At 66.7% G+C, this 16700-nt stretch carries 13 protein-coding genes; 11 read left to right on the top strand and 2 right to left on the bottom strand.

Annotated features, from left to right (window positions below; genetic code table 11):
• The first annotated feature begins 39 nt into the window (after window positions 1-39).
• The 4 genes from PGN12_13510 to PGN12_13525 are packed head-to-tail and all read left to right on the top strand — an operon-like array spanning window position 40 to window position 4349.
• On the top strand, window positions 40-939 hold the full coding sequence (locus tag PGN12_13510) for a family 16 glycosylhydrolase (protein ID MEH3104908.1): 900 nt from the start codon (window positions 40-42) through the stop codon (window positions 937-939).
• A 59-nt stretch (window positions 940-998) separates the two neighbouring features.
• Complete coding sequence (locus tag PGN12_13515; protein ID MEH3104909.1) at window positions 999-1973, top strand: glycosyltransferase family 2 protein; 975 nt, start codon at window positions 999-1001, stop codon at window positions 1971-1973.
• A 29-nt stretch (window positions 1974-2002) separates the two neighbouring features.
• The gene (locus tag PGN12_13520) at window positions 2003-3121 is read left to right on the top strand and encodes a glycosyltransferase family 4 protein (protein ID MEH3104910.1); all 1119 of its coding nucleotides are present in this window, start codon (window positions 2003-2005) and stop codon (window positions 3119-3121) included.
• Window positions 3111-4349: a hypothetical protein gene (locus tag PGN12_13525; protein ID MEH3104911.1), complete on the top strand. Its 1239-nt coding sequence runs from the start codon at window positions 3111-3113 to the stop codon at window positions 4347-4349. The genes PGN12_13520 and PGN12_13525 overlap by 11 nt, the downstream gene beginning before the upstream one ends.
• A gap of 272 nt (window positions 4350-4621) precedes the next feature.
• Here PGN12_13525 and PGN12_13530 read toward each other — a convergent pair whose 3' ends face one another.
• Both PGN12_13530 and PGN12_13535 read right to left on the bottom strand, forming a co-directional pair.
• Window positions 4622-5683 (bottom strand): hypothetical protein, encoded by a 1062-nt coding sequence (locus tag PGN12_13530; GenBank protein ID MEH3104912.1) that lies wholly within the window; start codon window positions 5681-5683, stop codon window positions 4622-4624.
• A gap of 83 nt (window positions 5684-5766) precedes the next feature.
• Complete coding sequence (locus PGN12_13535; GenBank protein MEH3104913.1) at window positions 5767-7296, bottom strand: lipopolysaccharide biosynthesis protein; 1530 nt, start codon at window positions 7294-7296, stop codon at window positions 5767-5769.
• 645 nt (window positions 7297-7941) lie between these two features.
• Between PGN12_13535 and PGN12_13540 the strand changes: the two genes are divergently transcribed.
• The 7 genes from PGN12_13540 (at window position 7942) to PGN12_13570 (ending at window position 16680) form a co-directional block, all read left to right on the top strand.
• A complete protein-coding gene (locus tag PGN12_13540; GenBank protein ID MEH3104914.1) occupies window positions 7942-8748 on the top strand; it encodes a polysaccharide biosynthesis/export family protein in 807 nt (268 codons plus the stop codon).
• Between the two features lie 14 nt (window positions 8749-8762).
• The gene (locus PGN12_13545; protein MEH3104915.1) at window positions 8763-10148 is read left to right on the top strand and encodes a Wzz/FepE/Etk N-terminal domain-containing protein; all 1386 of its coding nucleotides are present in this window, start codon (window positions 8763-8765) and stop codon (window positions 10146-10148) included.
• A 127-nt stretch (window positions 10149-10275) separates the two neighbouring features.
• The gene (locus PGN12_13550; GenBank protein ID MEH3104916.1) at window positions 10276-10929 is read left to right on the top strand and encodes a hypothetical protein; all 654 of its coding nucleotides are present in this window, start codon (window positions 10276-10278) and stop codon (window positions 10927-10929) included.
• A gap of 74 nt (window positions 10930-11003) precedes the next feature.
• Window positions 11004-11990 (top strand): glycosyltransferase family 2 protein, encoded by a 987-nt coding sequence (locus PGN12_13555; protein MEH3104917.1) that lies wholly within the window; start codon window positions 11004-11006, stop codon window positions 11988-11990.
• A gap of 158 nt (window positions 11991-12148) precedes the next feature.
• Window positions 12149-13888 (top strand): DUF1800 family protein, encoded by a 1740-nt coding sequence (locus PGN12_13560; GenBank protein MEH3104918.1) that lies wholly within the window; start codon window positions 12149-12151, stop codon window positions 13886-13888.
• A gap of 1 nt (window position 13889) precedes the next feature.
• A complete protein-coding gene (locus PGN12_13565) occupies window positions 13890-15281 on the top strand; it encodes a DUF1501 domain-containing protein (GenBank protein MEH3104919.1) in 1392 nt (463 codons plus the stop codon).
• Window positions 15282-15543: 262 nt separating this feature from the next.
• On the top strand, window positions 15544-16680 hold the full coding sequence (locus PGN12_13570) for a family 16 glycosylhydrolase (GenBank protein ID MEH3104920.1): 1137 nt from the start codon (window positions 15544-15546) through the stop codon (window positions 16678-16680).
• Window positions 16681-16700: the final 20 nt, after the last annotated feature.

Below are 16700 nucleotides of genomic sequence, written 5' to 3' on the forward strand. Positions count from 1 at the left end.
ATGAGCGGAGACGACGTGGCTGGAAGCGCATTGCGAGGCGTGACGCGGGCGCTGGCCGTCGTGTGTCTGCTCGGCACCGCGGGCGGCGTGGTCGCGCAAACCCCGCCCCCCGCTGACGCGCAAGCCCGCGACCATATGCCGCCCCCCCCGTCGCCGCCGGGCAAACCGCAGCGCTGGAGCGAGAGCGACCGCGGTACCCCGCTCGACCTCGGACGCAGCCGGCTCGTCTTTGCGGAGGAATTCAATCGCCCGCTCAGCCTCGATGGTCCGACGCTATGGGCCAAGCAACACGCCAATTACGGCCGTGCCAAGTTCGATCCCGCCGGTGGGCAGTCGTACGAGTTCCGCGACGGCTATCTCGCGCTGACCGCCTATCAATCCGGCGACGAGATCCGCGGCGGCAACGTTCAGTCGGTCAGCATCGATCAGGCGGCGCACGGTGCGCCGGTCGATCCGGGCCGCAACGGCTTCACCTGCGCCGGTTGTTATTGGGAAGCGCGCCTGCGCTTGCCGGTCGACGAGGGCACATGGGCGGCATTCTGGCTGCTGACGCGGGACGATCCTCTCAGCCGCGGACACAGCGAATTGGATGTCCTCGAATATTACGGCATCCGGGACAAGAACGGCCACCACCACGCAACCCACCTCTGGCCGCGACGGCCCGATCAACGCGGCGTCGGTGGCTACAGCAAGGTGCCTGCGCTTTCCGACGGGCAGTGGCATGATTACGGCGTCGATCTCCGGCGTCGCGGCCCGCCGGGCCAGCCACAGGTGGCGGTGATCTACGTCGACCGACAGGAAGTGGCGCGCGCCACTTTGCCCGCCAACTTCTTCGACCAGCCCTTTTACTATCTGGTCAGCCTTACCATCAACGGCAAGGAAAAGGCCGTGACGCTCCCGCAGACGCTGCTCGCCGATTATGTTCGTGTCTGGCGATAGGTGGCGATCGTGCGCGCCGGCCTCGATCTCGCCTCCCTTGACCCCGTGGAACGACTGATATGACGGCGAGCAACGAACCCGCGCCGCGCGTGGCGGTCATCATGACCTGCTATAACGAAGGGCCGTATATCGGCGACGCCGTGCGCAGTGTCCTCGATCAATCGCGCGCCGATTTGATCGACAGGATCGTCATCGCCGACGACGGCTCGGCGCCGGAAACGGTCGCGGTGTTGCGCGAGATCGAGACGTGGGACGATCGTATCGCGATCATCTACGGCCCCGGCGGCGTCGGCCTGCCGGGCCAGCGCCGGCTGGCGATCGACCGCACCGACGCGCCGTTCCTCGCCATCCTCGACGGCGACGATCTGTGGAGCGCGGACAAGCTGGAGCGCGAGATGCCCCTCTTCGCCGATCCGGCGATCGGGATGGTCTATTCGGACTATTTCACGTTCGCCGACGGCGCGATCGACAGCGCACGCCGTGCGGGCGTCATCGACATCACCGCCGCCCCGGACCTGATCCGGCAATATTTCCTCAACGACCCGCCGATCATCCCGTCGACGACGGTGATCCGCCGCACCGCTTATGATGCGTGCGGTGGTTTCGATGCCGCGGTGCGGATCTTCGAGGATACCGACTTCTACCTGCGGATCGCGCGGGTTACCCGCTTCGCGCTGGTCGACGCGCCGCTGCTGTACAAGCGCAACCGCAACACCAGCATCACGGGCGGCCGAAAGGACCTGATGGCGCATCACGCCTTCGTCGCGCTCAAGGCGGCGGCGGAAACGCCCGCCCTGCTCACCCTCGTTCCGCAACGGCTGAGCGAGCGCGCGCGCAAGCTCGGCAACCATCGTTTCCTGATGAACGACATCGACGGTGCGCTGGGGCTGCTGTCGTTCGCGGTGCGCACGCATCCGCTCAACCGCCGCGCATGGACATCGTTGATCGCGGTACGGTTCTTTCCCCGGCTTGCCTTGAAGATGCTGGGATCGCGGGGACGGGAACGCCAGATGGCCATGGGAGTCGCAAGTTGACGCGTAACGGTGCCGCTTCGCGGCCGGTCATGATCGTGACCTGCGAATATCCGCCGTTCCCGGGCGGCATCGGCACCTATGCGGGCGAGATGGCACGCGCCGGGGTCGAGGCCGGCGCAGCGGTCAGCGTCATCGCGCCGCGTTACGAGGGCATTCCCGGTGACGTGCCGGCCGGCGTCCGGCATCACCTCGTCCTGCGCCACCACAAGATTCCGCCGCGCGCGATCCTGCAGGTGCTGCGGCTGGTGCGTGGCGCCCCGGCCGACACGCTGCTGCTGGCGGCGGACGTGCGCACCGTCCTGCTGCTCAAGCTGCTCCAGCCGCTGCATCGCCGCGCGTACCGCGTGATGGTACACGGCAGCGAGGCGGCAAAGTTCAAGCCGGGGTCGATCCTCTTCAAGCTGATCCGACAGGCCTATCTCGGTGCCGATCTCGTCGCGTACAACTCGCGTGCGACCGGCGACATCTTCCGCTCCCAACTCGGCGCGCCGAAGCACGAGGCGATCACCTATCTCGGCGTCGACCGCCAATGGTTCGATCCCGCGGACAGCGAAACGTTCGAACATCCCGAGCTTGCCGCGCTGCCCGCCGATGCCCCGGTGTTCTGCAGCGTCGGCCGGCTCGAAGCGCGCAAGGGGCAGGTCGAGACGATCCGCGCACTCGCACGCGCGCGCGACCGATATGGCCTCGCCGATCCCGTCTATGTCGTCGTCGGTCGCACCGAGGACGAAAGCTACGAGCGTGCGATCGTCGCTGAAGCCGCGCAGCATCGCGTGCGAACGCTGCTGCCCGGGCGTCTGTCGATCTCCGATATCAAATTGCTCTACCGGCGCGCCGCCGCGCATCTGCTGTTCGCGCGCGAATTGCCCGGCAAGATCGAGGGCTTCGGGCTCGTGCTGATCGAGGCGGGAGCGCAGGGGTGCCCGTCGATCACCACGGCAGTCGGCGGCATCCCGGAGGTGCTGGGCGACACCGGCGCGGTCGTGCCCGCCGACGACATCGACCGTTTCGCCGCGCAGGTCGCGTCCTATGGATCGGACGCCGCGCTGGGCGCGCGGCAGGGTGCGCTGGTGCGCGAGCGCGCGTCGACGTTCACCTGGAAGCGCTGCTTCGCCGAAACCTTTCCCGAGGTCGCCCATGCCGAATGATGCCGCAGCACCAGCACGTCGCGCCCCGCTGGCGATCGGCGCGACGGTTGCGGTCCTGTCGCTGCTGCTGCTGCCCGGCATCGCGTGCGCGCAGCAATATGAGGTGACGATCGACGCCTCCAGCCGTGCCGACACGAACATCTTCCGTGTGCCGGATTCGGTCGCGAAGACCTATTCGCACGACGGTGCGGACTTGCTCAACTTCATCAGTGTCGAAGGACGTGGCAGCGATCAACGGGGCGACCTGTCGGCCGAATTGACGGGCAGCCTCGGCCAGTCGCTCTATGCCTACAACACGTCGCTGAACCGCTTCCAGTATTCGGCATCGTCACAGGTCGATTATGCCGCACCACGGACCGGCGTGACGTTGTATGCGGAACATCGTCTTCGTCCGGTCGCGTTCGAGGACAGCCGCTCGGTGCGCAACGTCCTGCAATCCTTCACGCGCCTGAGCACCGATGCGTCGCGAAACGTCCTCGGCGACATTCGCGCGGTCGGGCGCGTGAATTACACCCGCAGCCGCGCCGCAGACGACACGCTGCAACGGAACGACAGCGCCCGCCTCGGCTACGGCGGCGGGCTCGGCTATTTCTCGCCGACCGGCAACAGCATCACGCTGGAGGTCGCGCGCCTTCAGACGACGACCTTCATCGACAGCCAGGTTCGGGTCGGCGATGGCTTCTTGCGCTACAGACCCGAGTTCGTGGAGAATTCGATCGTCTCGCGGCTGCTCTACGCGCCGACCGCGCTGACGAAGATCACGAGCAGCGTCGGCTATACATGGCACAACGATCGCTCGGCGCTCAACGCGGACTTCAAGGGCGTCACGGCCGATGCGGCGATCGAATGGTCACCGTTGCCGACTGTCTTCGTCACGCCCGCCTTCCGCCGGGCGTTTTCGACCGAAAACGGGCTCTTCTCCAACGGTGTGGAAGTCACGAGCTATGGCGTGTCGGCGACCGCGGTCGTGCTGGGCCGGCTGAACGTCGGCAGCCGCCTCAACCACGTGCGCCGCAACTTCCGCTACGATCTGCAGGCGAACGACCCGCTCAATCTCGCTCGTGTGGAAAATACGACCCGATTCAACGCGAACGTCTCGCTGGTCACCGGCTCGCGGTTCATCGTCCAGGTCGCCTACGATCACATTGGCCGCTCGGCGACGCTCGGCCAATACAGCTTCGGCTCGGACGCGGTGACGCTGTCGCTCTCGCGGAAGCTGAGTTATTGAACGGGCGTTGATCGACGGCGTTCCTACGGCTGTCGATCGCCTTCGCTCGCGATCATCCCGCCCGCCGGGCGCCGGCCGGTGAACGTCCGCCGACGCGCCTGATGATCCACGATCACCAAGGCGCGCGTGCTGCCCGGTCGCGGTACAAGCTGCCATTCATACCACATCGACACCTCCGCCACCGCGATTACCGCCCGCGTCGTGAAGATCCCGTTATCTACCCCGCACCGCCCGGTTGACGGATACAGGGTAGGTGCGCAATCGCCCGCAGGTCAGCCGTGCGTCAGCCGCCGCGCCAGATCGGATGCGCGGCGCAGCGCGTCCTTGAGGCCGGCGACAGCACGGTCGAGGTCCTTGTCCTCGCTCAGATAGCGCGGCCGATTCGTCAGCGCCTTGAGCGCCTTGGCCGCGCGTGCGACCATGATCGCGTCGATCGGGCTCCACAGCAATTCGAGCCGCGACTTGCGCAGGAACTTGATGACGTTCATCGCGCGCTTGTACTGGCGCTTCTGTCGCTCGGTCTGGCGATGTTCGGGCGAGAAGCGCTGCGTGAAGCTGTCGAGCAGGACCTGCTGCAACCGCGCGCGATCGTCACCGATCTCGGCCAGCACTTGCTCTTCGACGCAATGCGGCTTGCCGAAGCGACGGACGATCCGGTCGCGCAGATACTCCAGCACGCTGCTGAACGGCAGGAAATTGGGTCGGTATGGCAGCCCGACGCTGGAGCTCCAGTCGGTCCACTTGAAGGTGCTGATCTCGGCGGAGGTCACGCACGGCACCCACGGCACGCGCAATGCGTCGGCGCAGATTGCCGCGTGCATCGCGTCGGCCAGCACCAGGTCGGCCTGCTCGATACGGCTGAGCAACAGGTGGCTATCCCATTGCGGATTCAGGAACTCGATCCCTGCACGCTTGCACGCCGCTTCCCACTTGCCCAGCCGCGCAGAGAGATGCGGCATGAACACGATCCCGCCGGTGCGCTCCCCGGCCGGCTTGCCGAACTGCGGCAACGCGCGCAGCAGGGCCGCCCCGTCCGTCTGCGCCAGCGCAGGGTCGATGCCCAGCGCCCGTGCGCTGAGCGGGCCGCGTACCGCGAGGATATGCCACTTGTCGTCGAGCGGCGGGATCGGATCATAGCCGACGCCGGTGCCGATCACGATCTTCTCGGCGTGGGCGGGCGGCGGATGAAGGCCGAAGATCGTCCCGATGCCGACGAGCACCAGATTGTCGTCGGACTCCTCGCGCGGCTTCTCGGGCCATGCGGTTTCCCACAGCCACTCGTTAAGATCGTCACCGAAGTTTCCGGTGCTGTCGCGATAATAGAGGGTACGCATGTCCGGCCCTTAATAAGCAAGAAGCGCCCGCGCGCGTCGTCGCGCCGGATCGATCTTCGGAAGAGGTGTTTGTCGCAGAACCACTATGCGGCCGATCGTGGCCGAAGCCGCTTGGTCAGCGCGCCCGCCGCCCGCGCCAGCCCGAACACACGCGCCAGGTCGAGCAGCGACTGGCGCGAGCCTGCGAAGCAGCAACCGACCGCCACGGTGCCCGCACTGCCAGCCGCGATATAGATGAGCGACAGGATCGTGGCGGAAAGTGACCTGTCACGTGTGAGCAGCATGACGGCGACGCAGCCGAGCAACGCGCCCAGGAACAGCGGTATGCTGGGGATCACCGCCCGTAGCTGATCCGCCGCGGTCACCGGCCCGCGGCGACCGGCGACGACCAGCCGCAGCAGCACCACCGCGAGCGTCGCCGTCGAAAAGGCGATCGCAACGCCGATCACGCCGAATTGTACGCCGAACAGCACCGCCCCGACGCGGAGCACCATCTCGAACAGCCCGAGCGTCCGCATCTCTGCCGAGCGGTCCTGCGTGATGAACAGGTCGGCGATCGCATAGCCCAGCCCCACGCCGGCGAGCGCGGGTGCGAGCGCGGACAGGATCTGACCCGCGATCACCCACTTGGGGCCGAGCAGCCACACGGCGATGCTCGGCCCGCCGAACGCGAGGATCACCGCGGCCGGGGTCAGGATCGCGCACAGGTTGCGGACGAGCCCGACATAAGTCGCGCGATATTCTTCGGGCTGCGACCGCAGCCGTCGCAGCAGCGGGATCGTCGCCTGCGAGATCGGCTGGACGAGATTGGTGCTCGGCAGCGCAAACAAGGTTTGCGCACGATTGAACTGCCCGAGCAGGGCCGACCCGAGATAATGGCCGATCGCCACCACGGATACGTTGCTCGACAGGAAGACCGAGATCGAGAAGATCGAGGTGTTGGCACCGAATTTCAGCAGGTCGCCGAGGTTCTCGGGCCGCTTCGGCCGGTCGGGCCGCCACTTGGAAATGTACAGGAACAGGCTCGATCCGACGACGCTCTGGACGACGGTGCCGATGACGATCGCCCAGACGTCGTGCCGGATGAACGCCAGCGTCAGCGTCGTGATGAAGCCGATCAGCAGGGCGAAGATGTCGACCCCCGCGACGACGCCGAAGCGGAACTCGCGATTGAGCAGCGCGACATGCTGAAGCGCGACCCCGGACGCGACGAAGCCGATCACCGAAAACTCGATGACCCACAGCACCGCCGGCTCGTTGTAGAAATCGCTGATCGCCGGCGCTGCGACGACGATGATGGCGGAAATCAGCAAGGTCGCTGCGACATTGAACCAGAAGATGAACGACAGTTCGTCGCGATCGATCTGTTCTTTCCGCATGACCGCATTCGTCATGCCGAAATCGCGGAATACCTGCCCGAACGCGAGGATCACCGTTGCCATGTTGGCAAGGCCATATTCGCGAGGCGCCACGAGGCGTGCCACCGTTACCGTCGACAAGAGCGTGATCAGCAGCATCAGCGCGCGCCGGATCAGCAGAAGAAGCGGCCCCTTGCGGGAGCGCCGCCGCGCCTCGTCGATGCCGATCTCCGTTTGCGACGCGTCTGCGCTCACCCCTGTCCTCCGCTGAGCACGCTCATCGCGCTTGAAACTTCCCGCATCGCCGCCCCCTCGCGGGTGTCAGTGTTGCCCGCCCCGCGCCGCGCCGGGCGCTCGCCGAAGCGGCGCGTCCGCCTGGACTCGAGGAGCGCGCGCCGACGCCGCGCGCATGAGCGATTCGCGCCCTCCACTCGAGCGCACCTGGGCGAAGGATGGCGGGCATTTGAATGAATTACCCCGTTTATGCTGCACTGCGCAAGCGGCGGTTGCCGCCATGGCATCGCCTGCCACGCCAAGAAGTGCGCAGCTTAGGCGCAGACCCGGACGACGGCATCAAGAAACGACGTGCTTGTGTCTCGAAATGAACGCTTTTCGGAAGGAGGTCGAGCGATTGGCCTTTGCGCCTTTTCACGAAACCCTTACACGCCGGGCAAGTGCGGCAGGCGAAGTCTGCACGGGCACTCGGCTGATCGGCAGCCGCCCGGGGGAGCACAAGATCGAGATCGGAGGGGCGGCAGGTCGGCGGCCGGACGTCGGGCTGATGCCGCATTGATTGTAAAGAGTTACACCCGCCGGTACTGGAGAGCTCATGCTATCTTGCTCATCGATGACACTGTTCCCCTCGTGACCCACCGCCGCTGGCAAGGAGATCATTCCGCGATGTTACTGCCGAAAATCGCATGCGCGATGGCGCTGGGTGCGGTCGCCGTCACGTCGACCTTCACGCCCGCGCTGGCCGGACAGGCCGCCGCGACCGAGAACCGGTCGTATCAGATCGGCCCGGGCGACATCCTGTCGGTCATGGTCTATCGCGCCCCGGATTACAGTTCCGTCGTCGAGGTCGGTGCGGACGGCACGATCCCGCTCGGCTCGGTGGGCACCGTCCGCGTCTCGGGCATGACCGCGCCCGAGGCCGGCGCCGAGATCGCACGGCGCCTCCGCGCGGCGGACATCTTCAAGGCGCCGGTGGTCAACGTGCTGGTGCAGACCTATCGCAGCCGCACCGTGTCGGTGCTCGGCAACGTCACCAAGCCGGGCGAATATCCGCTCGAACGCGGCCAGATCGGGATCAGCGACGTGCTTGCGCGCGCCGGAGCGGTGCTCGGCGCGGGCGGCGGGACGATCGAACTGATTCGGAACGGCGCGGAAAAGCGCACCATCCCTGCCCAGGACGTGCTGCTCGGCCGGACCGACGTGGTGCTGCAACCGAGCGACACGCTGATCGTCAACGATGCGGCGACCTTCTACATTTCCGGCGAGGTCCAGAAGGGCGGCTCCTATCCGATCGAGCCCAACCTGACGGTCGGCCGCGCGATCGCAATCGCCGGCGGCCTCACCCCGCGCGGGTCGGCCGGACGCGTGAAGGTCACGCGAAACGAAAATGCCACCGATCGGACGTTCAAGGCGAAGTCCGGCGAGCCCGTCAAGCCGCGCGACCTGATCGTCGTCGGTTCGCGCATCTTCTGAATAGGATCATCGCCGTGATTGCGCATATCTTGAAGGTCCTGCGGCTCCGCTGGCTGGTGATCGCCTTGTGCGGTGCGCTCGGGCTGACGCTGGCGGTCTTGTACGCCCTGTTTTGGCCGTCGACCTATTCGGCGACCGCGTCGGTGGTCGCGGTCGTGCAGTCGCCCGAGACGCTCGGCTCGCGGACGATCGCCGAGCAGCTCTCGTCCGACTATCTGCTGACGCAGGAAGACATCCTGAAGAGCGAACGCGTGGCGCGTCAGGTCGTCGCACGCACCGGGCTCGCCAAGGCGCCCGGCGCTGCCGAACGCTTCGGATGGGATCCGAGCAGCGGCCCGCTCGAGGAAGAGATTGCGCGCCAGATCAGCGGCGGGCTCAACGTGGCGTCCAGCGCGGTCAACTCGCGCGTGATCGAGATCAGCTATCAAAGCGGCGATCCGGTTTTCGCCGCCCAGATGGCGAACGCCTTCGCCACGGCCTTCATCGACGTGAACGTCGATCTGCAAGGCGAACCGGCGCGACGGACGGTCGCCGCCTACACCAAGCAGCTCGATGCGATCGCCAAGCAGATGACCGAGCGTCAGAAGGCGCTCGCCGCCAAGGAGCGTCAGCTCGGCATCGTCTCGTCGAAGGGCGACAGCGATCCCGATACCGCGCAACTCGCCGCCTTGTCGTCCGGGCTGGCGAGTGCGCAGGCGCAATCGGCCGCGGCGGCATCGCGCGCTGGCGGCGCCGCGCTGCCCGACGCGCTGTCCAGCCCGGTCGTGCAGTCTCTGCAGACCGAGATCGCGCGGGTCGAGGGGCAGCGGCAGTTGCTCCAGACGACGCTGGGTGCCAACCACCCCGATTATAAGCAGCTTGTGTCGCAGCTTGCAGGGCTGCGGGGGCAATTGGCGGCGCAACAGCGTCTGATCCGCCAAAGCGCCGCTGCTGCCGCCGCCCAGGCCAAGGCTGCCGAAGGCGGGCTCAACTCGGCGGTCAAGCGGCAACGCGACGAGGTCATCCGTGCCCGCGCCGACCAGAACGAAGTGTCGGTGCTGGAGCAGGATCTCGCCAATCTGCGCACGTCCTACGATCAGGTCGCGCAGCGTCGCGCACAGTTGCTGACGCTTGGCAGCAACGCCGAGAACAACATCTCGCTGCTGTCGAAAGCCGCGGTCGATCCGACCCCGATCGCGCCGCGTCGCCTGCGCAGCGTGCTCGCGGGATTGATCCTCGGCCTCGGCCTCGGCGTCGCGATCGTGCTGGCACTCGAGTTCCTCGACCGCCGCATCCGGTTGAGCTCGCAGCTCGAAACGCTGCTCGGCATCCCCGATCTGGGCAGCATCCGCCCGCAGGGGCACCGCCAGACGCAGCTGCCGCGGTTCGTCGCGGGCCTGTTGCCGTCAGCGAAGCCCTAGTCAGCCGCGTCCGGCTGTTCGCGACGATCGTGGGTAGCCGGGGTGACGCAACGAACACATGGGCCCGACAGCCTGGCGACTGACAAGCCGCTCGAACGGGACCGCCGCACGCAAGTCGAGGTGAGCAGTGGACACGAACATTTCCTTCAACCCGCACCCCGCGGCCCATGTCGCCGAGGTGAGCGACGACATCGTCGTGCTCCGCAATCCGCATTCGTCGCGTGCCGCCGACCTGCGCCGGCTTGCGCAAACGCTCGCGCTCCGCTGGTTCGGTGGCGATGACCGCCATCGCGCGCTCGCGGTCATCAGCCCCGATCGCTACGAAGGACGGTCGACCGTCGCCGCCAATCTCGCCTGCCTGTTCGCGACCGGCGGGGTTCCTACCCTGCTGATCGACGCCGACATGCAGAACCCCAGCCTGCATCTGAAGTTCGGCTCGATGACCTCGCAGCCCACGCCGATCGGCGGGCAGCGTATCCGCGGGCTGGATAATCTGACGGTGGTGCCCGCGGCGGACCTGCTGAAGGTGGAGCAGACGCCGCTGATCCATAGCCCGCTTCAATCGCTCATCGAGCGGCGCCGCGCCGAATTCGGCGCGATCTTCATCGACACCGGCGCGGCGGCGACGTCCAACGATTATCAGGTCGCCGCGCTCGCCGCCGGGGGTGCGCTGCTGGTGACCCGTGACGGGGTCACCCGTGCGCGGCGGGCATCGCGGATGCTGGACAGCTGCGATGATGCCGGGCTGTCGGTCGTGGGCGGGATCATGCTCACCGGTTGAGTCGCTTGCCCGCGCGGCGGTTGCCGCCCTAAACGCAGGCAAGTTGCGCATCGGATCAGTCAGTTGGGGGCGTGGTGACAGAATCGACAGTCAAGGTCAGCGTGGTCATCGCCGCCTATAAGGCGGCCGCGACGCTCACACGCGCGATCGACAGCCTCGCCGCGCAGACGCTGACCGATTGGGAAGCGATCATCGTCGAGGATGCCTCGCCCGACGACACGCTGGAGATGGCGCGGTCGCTGGCGGCGCGTGACGCGCGGGTGCGGGTCGTACCGCTCGAACGGAACAGCCGGCAGAGCGTCGCGCGCAACCGCGGCATCGAGGAAGCCCGCGGCGACTGGGTGGCGGTGCTCGACGCCGACGATGCCTTCACGCCGGAACGCCTCGCCACGCTGGTCGGCTATGCCGAGCGACACGCGCTCGACATCGTGGCGGACAACCAGCTGTTCTACGACGCCACCGCCGAGCAGATCTCCCGCGCCTCGTCGCGACCGGATGCCCCCGATCGCGAATGGACGCTCGCCACGCACCTCGTTGAGGAACGCATCGGGCGCAGCTTCAAATGGGGCCTGCTCAAGCCGGTGATCCGGCGCGCGTTCCTGACGCAGACCGGCGTCCGATATCGCCCGGAATATCACATGGGCGAGGATTCGCTCTTCTACATGGAGCTGCTAGCGCATGGCGCGAAGGGGCGCGTGGTCGCGCAGCCGATGTACATCTACACCACCGCCCGTGGTGAGATCTCCGGTCAGGCTTCGGCAGCATCGACCTCGCGATATCGCTTCGACGAGCATTTCCCGATCTACACGTTCTTCGGCGACCTTTACGGCGCGAAGCTCGATGCTGCGGAAAGCGCCGCGTTGCGCACCGCGATGCGCGCGACCATCGCCTCGGATCAGAGCGTCCAGTTCAAGTCGGACGTCAAGGGCGGCCGGCTGACCGCCGCGATCACCCGCTTCGCGCGGCATCCGGGCCTCAGCTACTTCCTCTACAAGGGGGCGGATCGTTATTTCCGCCACCGCCTGCCGCACAAGATCAAGGCCCGGTTCGCGAAACGTTGAAATATTTCTACCGCCTGACATCGCCGACCTGCGCAGGTCGACGCCGCGCCACGAACGGCGCGCGCCGTCACCCCCTTCAACTGCTTATTAAGTAAGCCTGTTTAGAGGCAGCGGGACAGAAGCGAGCGGCCCGCGCCGCCATCTACAGGAATAAGACGTTGTTCGAAAACGACGGAGCGTCGCTGCCCTTGTGCAGCGAGGCAGAGCAGCCGTGCGTCCAGCCGGACAGCACGTCGGGCGCTGCCAAAACAGCACCGGCACTGGCTGCGATGCTGTTGCTGGAAGCATGTGGCGGCGGCGGGGGAAGCGACGCGACCCCGGCCCCCGCGGCGTCGACGCCGTCGGTCGCCGGCCCGACCACCCCGGTCGTCGTGGTCGAGGCGAAGCCGACCGCCGCGGAGGCGAGCCGCTTTCTGCAACAGGCCACGATGGGCGCGACGCGCGCGTCGATCGACGCGCTGGTGGCGACGGGCTATTCGGCGTGGCTCAAGGAACAGTTCGCAATGCCTCGTGCGACGTCGCACTGGGACTGGCTTACGGCCCGCGGCTATGGCGTCCCGGAAAACGAGGGCAATCACGCCGGCTTCGACAACACGATGTGGCGGCAGCTCATCACCGACCCCGGCCAGCTTCGCCAACGCGTCGGCATGGCGTTGCTCGACATTCTGGTCGTCGGCATCGGCGGGCTGGTCAGCAGCTTCCGGCAGTTCACGATGGCTGCCTATGTCGATGCACTGCTCGACAATGCGTTCGGGAATTACCGCGACATCCTGAACGCCGTCACCTTCAGCCCGGCGATGGCGATGTTCCTGACCTACATGGGCAACCGCAAGGCAAATCCGAGCACCGGCGCGCAACCCGACGAGAATTACGCGCGCGAATTGTTGCAGCTCTTCACGCTCGGCACGCAATTGCTGGCACCGGACGGCACGCCGAAAACGGCCGATCTGGCGGCATCGGAAACCTTCACCGTCGCCGACGTGTCCGGTCTGGCGCGCGTGTTCACCGGCCTCACCTGGGCATCGAACGTCTCGGCGACCACGGAACGTACGCGCCTGCCGCTCCAGATGAACGCCGCCTGGCATGAAACCGGCGCATCCAGCTTCCTGGGGACGACCGTTTCGGGCGAAGGCATGGCCGCCGTCAAGGCTGCGCTCGACACCATCTTCGCGCATCCGAACCTTCCGCCGTTCGTTTCGCGGCAGTTGATCCAGAAATTGGTGACCTCGAACCCCTCGCCCGCCTATGTCGCGCGCGTCTCGGCAGTGTTCACCGACAACGGCACCGGCGTGCGCGGCGACATGAAGGCGGTGATCACCGCGATCCTGCTCGATGCCGACGCGCGCTCGGCCGCCACGCTTGCCAGCACGACCACCGGAAGGCTGCGGGCACCGATCCTGCGGCTGACCGCCTGGGCGCGCGCCTTCAAGGCCGGTTCGCCCTCCGACGCCTGGGGCTTCGGCGACACGTCATCAGTGCCGAACGCGCTCGGCCAGTCGCCCGGCCGCAGCCCGAGCGTCTTCAACTTCTATCGCCCCGGCTACACGCCGCCCGCGACGTCCGTCGCACAGGCGGGACTGGTCGCGCCCGAATTCCAGCTGACCAACGAACAATCCGTCATCGGCTACGTCAATTACATGCAGAAGGTGGTCGGCAAGGGCATGGGCGACGTCACCGCCGACTATGCCGACATGCTGGCGATCGCCGGGGACAGTTCGGCTCTGGTCACCGAGGTGAACCTGCTCCTCGCCGCCGGCCAGCTCTCCGCGGCGAGTACGGCCATGATCAAGGCTGCCGTCGACAGCGTCTCCGTGTCGGCCAGCAACGGCCTCATCAACCGTGTCGGCATCGCGATCCTGCTGACGCTGGCCGCTCCCGAATTCCTGGTGGTGAAGTAACATGAGCCGATTCGTCCACGATCAGTCACGCCGCGCCTTTCTCAAGCGTTCCTGCGCGCTCGGCATGGCTGGCGTTGCCGCCCCCTTCCTGACCAGCCTCGGCGCGATCGGCGAGGCCGCGGCCGCGACCGCCAACGACTATAAGGCTCTGGTCTGCGTCTTTCTTTATGGCGGCATGGACTATGCCAATACGGTCGTGCCCTATGACACGGCGGGTCACGGCCTCTATTACGCCGCACGCCGCAACATCGCGCTCGAACGCGAGGCGCTCGCCGCTACGGCGCTGACGCCATCGGTCGATCTTGGCGGCGGCCGGCAATATGCGCTCGCGCCGACCATGACCGCGCTCAAGCCGCTGTTCGACGCCGGGCGCATGGCCGTCATGCTCAACGTCGGCACGCTGACGCAGCCGACGACCAAGGCACAGTTCACCGCCAAGTCCGTCCGGCTGCCGCCGCGACTGTTCAGCCATAACGATCAGCAGAGCTTCTTCATGGCCTCGAACCCGGAAGGCGCGCCTTCGGGGTGGGGCGGCCGGATCGGCGACGTGTTCCAGAACGGCAACGGCGCCGCGACGCTCACCTGCATGAACGCCAGCGGCAATGCAGTGTTTTTAAGCGGCCGCAGCGCGCTGTCCTATTCGGTCGGCACCAGCGGCCCGGTCGCCCTGCTCGGCCGTGCCTCGACGCTCTACAGCTCGTCCGCCGCGCAGCAGGCGCTGAGAGCAATGATGACGGCGCAGTCGCCGAACCTGCTGGCGACCGAACATGCGGCCATCTCCCGGCGCGCGCTGGACACCTACGATCAGGTGACCGGCGCGCTGACGCAGGCCCCCGCGTCGGCATTCCCGTTGTTCCCGGCGTCCAACTCCCTTGCCGACCAGCTCAAGATGGTCGCGCGGATGATTTCGGTCTCGGCCGATCTGGGCATGCGGCGACAGGTGTTCATGGTGTCGATGGGCGGCTTCGACGTGCACGACAATCTCGCAACCGATCACCCCGTGCTGATGCAGCGGGTCAGCGAGGCGATCCGCGCCTTCCACGACACCACCGTCGCGCTCGGCGTCTCGGAGAAGGTCACGACGTTCACCGCCTCGGACTTCGGACGCACCCTGGTGTCGAACGACGACGGCTCCGATCACGGCTGGGGATCGATGCATTTCGCGGTCGGCGGCGCAGTGAGCGGACGGCGCTTCTATGGCACGCCACCCGAGATCGGCAACGGCACCGCCAGCGACGTCGGGCACGGCCGGCTGCTCCCGACGATGGCGGTCGATCAATATGCCGCCACGCTCGCGAGCTGGTTCGGCGTTTCGGCCGGGGAGATGGCGACGGTGCTGCCGAACATCGGCAACTATGACGCGTCGACCCGCGATGTCGGCTTTCTCGGCTGAAACGTCACACCGAACCTATCGAACATCCACGTCGCATCTCGCGGACTTCTATAGAAGATCATCAGCCGCCCGGCCGCGACACGACATCGCGTCCGGGCGGCTGCTTTATTGTCACAAGTGCCTGTGAGACTTTCCACATCCGTAACGATCGGGCGGTACCGCGCCAGGATCTTCCGCAACAACCATCGAATTCTTGACGGTTAATCGCCGGTAACCCTGTTGATTAGCCAGAAGCTAAGCGCGCGATGCGACAAGCATCGGCATGACCTACCATCGCGCTGCGCTCTCCTCCCTGCTGCTCACCAGCCTTGCCGCTTGCGGCGGCGGCCAGTCGTCCGGTTCCGCCACCGGGAGCGTCGCTCCCGTCACGGTCGTCGCGACGCCGCCAGCAACGGCAGAGGCCACCCCCGCCCCGACGCCGAGCCCCACGCCCGCACCAACCGCCGTACCGGCATCGTCGCCCTCCGAAGCACCGACCAGCGGCGCTGGCCAGTCCTCCGGCAGCCTCGCGCTCCCGACCCCGACGGAGATCGGCGCGGCCTCGCCCTGCACCGGCAATTACGCGCAGACCGACACGTCATCGCTGCCCGAGATCACCGTCAAGAGCGGCGGCGTCAACGGCTGGGATGAGCGGTATGTCGGACGTCCGCTGAGCCTGCTCAACGCCAGGATCGATCATTGCGAGACGTTCGACGGGTCGGTCAGCCTCGCCGGCCCGATGCTCTTCGCCCGCGGCCACTCCGACTTCGGCAACACCAAGTTCGACGCTGCGGGCGGTGCCGCCTACACCTTCGCGAACGGCAAGCTGGTGCTCAATGCGTATCAGGACGCGTCGGACGCGCGCAGCGGGCTGGTCCAGTCGGTCAGCTCGACGCAAGCCTATCAGGCCGCGATGATCCAGCCCAACCAGTCGGGCTACACCTGCGCGGGTTGCTATTGGGAAGCGCGCATGAAGATGCCGACCGCATGGGGCACGTGGGCGGCGTTCTGGCTGCTCAGCCCCGACGATCCCAAGAACCGCGGCCACCTCGAGGTCGACGGCATCGAATATTACGGCCTCGGCAACAAGCGCGGCCATCACCACGCCATCCACCGCTGGCAGAGCGGGAAGTCGAGCGGCAATTTCAGCGGCTACAGCCTGTCGGATACGATCGGTGACGGCGATTGGCATACCTATGGCATCGATCTGCGCGGCATCGCCAGGATCGACGGCAAGCCCGCGATCGTGATCTACATGGACGGCAAGGAAGTCGACCGCCTCGTCGCGGACGCCGACTATTTCACCTCGCCCTTCTACTATCTGGTCAATCTGGCGACCAAGACGCCGAAGACCGGCGCGATCACCTATCCGCAGTCGCTGGAGGTGGATTACATCACCGCCTGGAAACCGCGCGGATGACGGTCGCAGCGGTGGCGTGA

The sequence above is a fragment of the Sphingomonas phyllosphaerae genome (genome assembly GCA_036946405.1).
Classification (GTDB): domain Bacteria; phylum Pseudomonadota; class Alphaproteobacteria; order Sphingomonadales; family Sphingomonadaceae; genus Sphingomonas; species Sphingomonas phyllosphaerae_D.

Coding starts and splice junctions, on each gene's coding strand:
- PGN12_13525 (MEH3104911.1), top strand. CDS start 3,111: ATGCCGAATGATGCCGCAGCACCAGCACGTCGCGCCCCGCTGGCGATC.
- PGN12_13570 (MEH3104920.1), top strand. CDS start 15,544: ATGACCTACCATCGCGCTGCGCTCTCCTCCCTGCTGCTCACCAGCCTT.
- PGN12_13540 (MEH3104914.1), top strand. CDS start 7,942: ATGTTACTGCCGAAAATCGCATGCGCGATGGCGCTGGGTGCGGTCGCC.
- PGN12_13515 (MEH3104909.1), top strand. CDS start 999: ATGACGGCGAGCAACGAACCCGCGCCGCGCGTGGCGGTCATCATGACC.
- PGN12_13565 (MEH3104919.1), top strand. CDS start 13,890: ATGAGCCGATTCGTCCACGATCAGTCACGCCGCGCCTTTCTCAAGCGT.
- PGN12_13530 (MEH3104912.1), bottom strand. CDS start 5,683: ATGCGTACCCTCTATTATCGCGACAGCACCGGAAACTTCGGTGACGAT.
- PGN12_13520 (MEH3104910.1), top strand. CDS start 2,003: ATGATCGTGACCTGCGAATATCCGCCGTTCCCGGGCGGCATCGGCACC.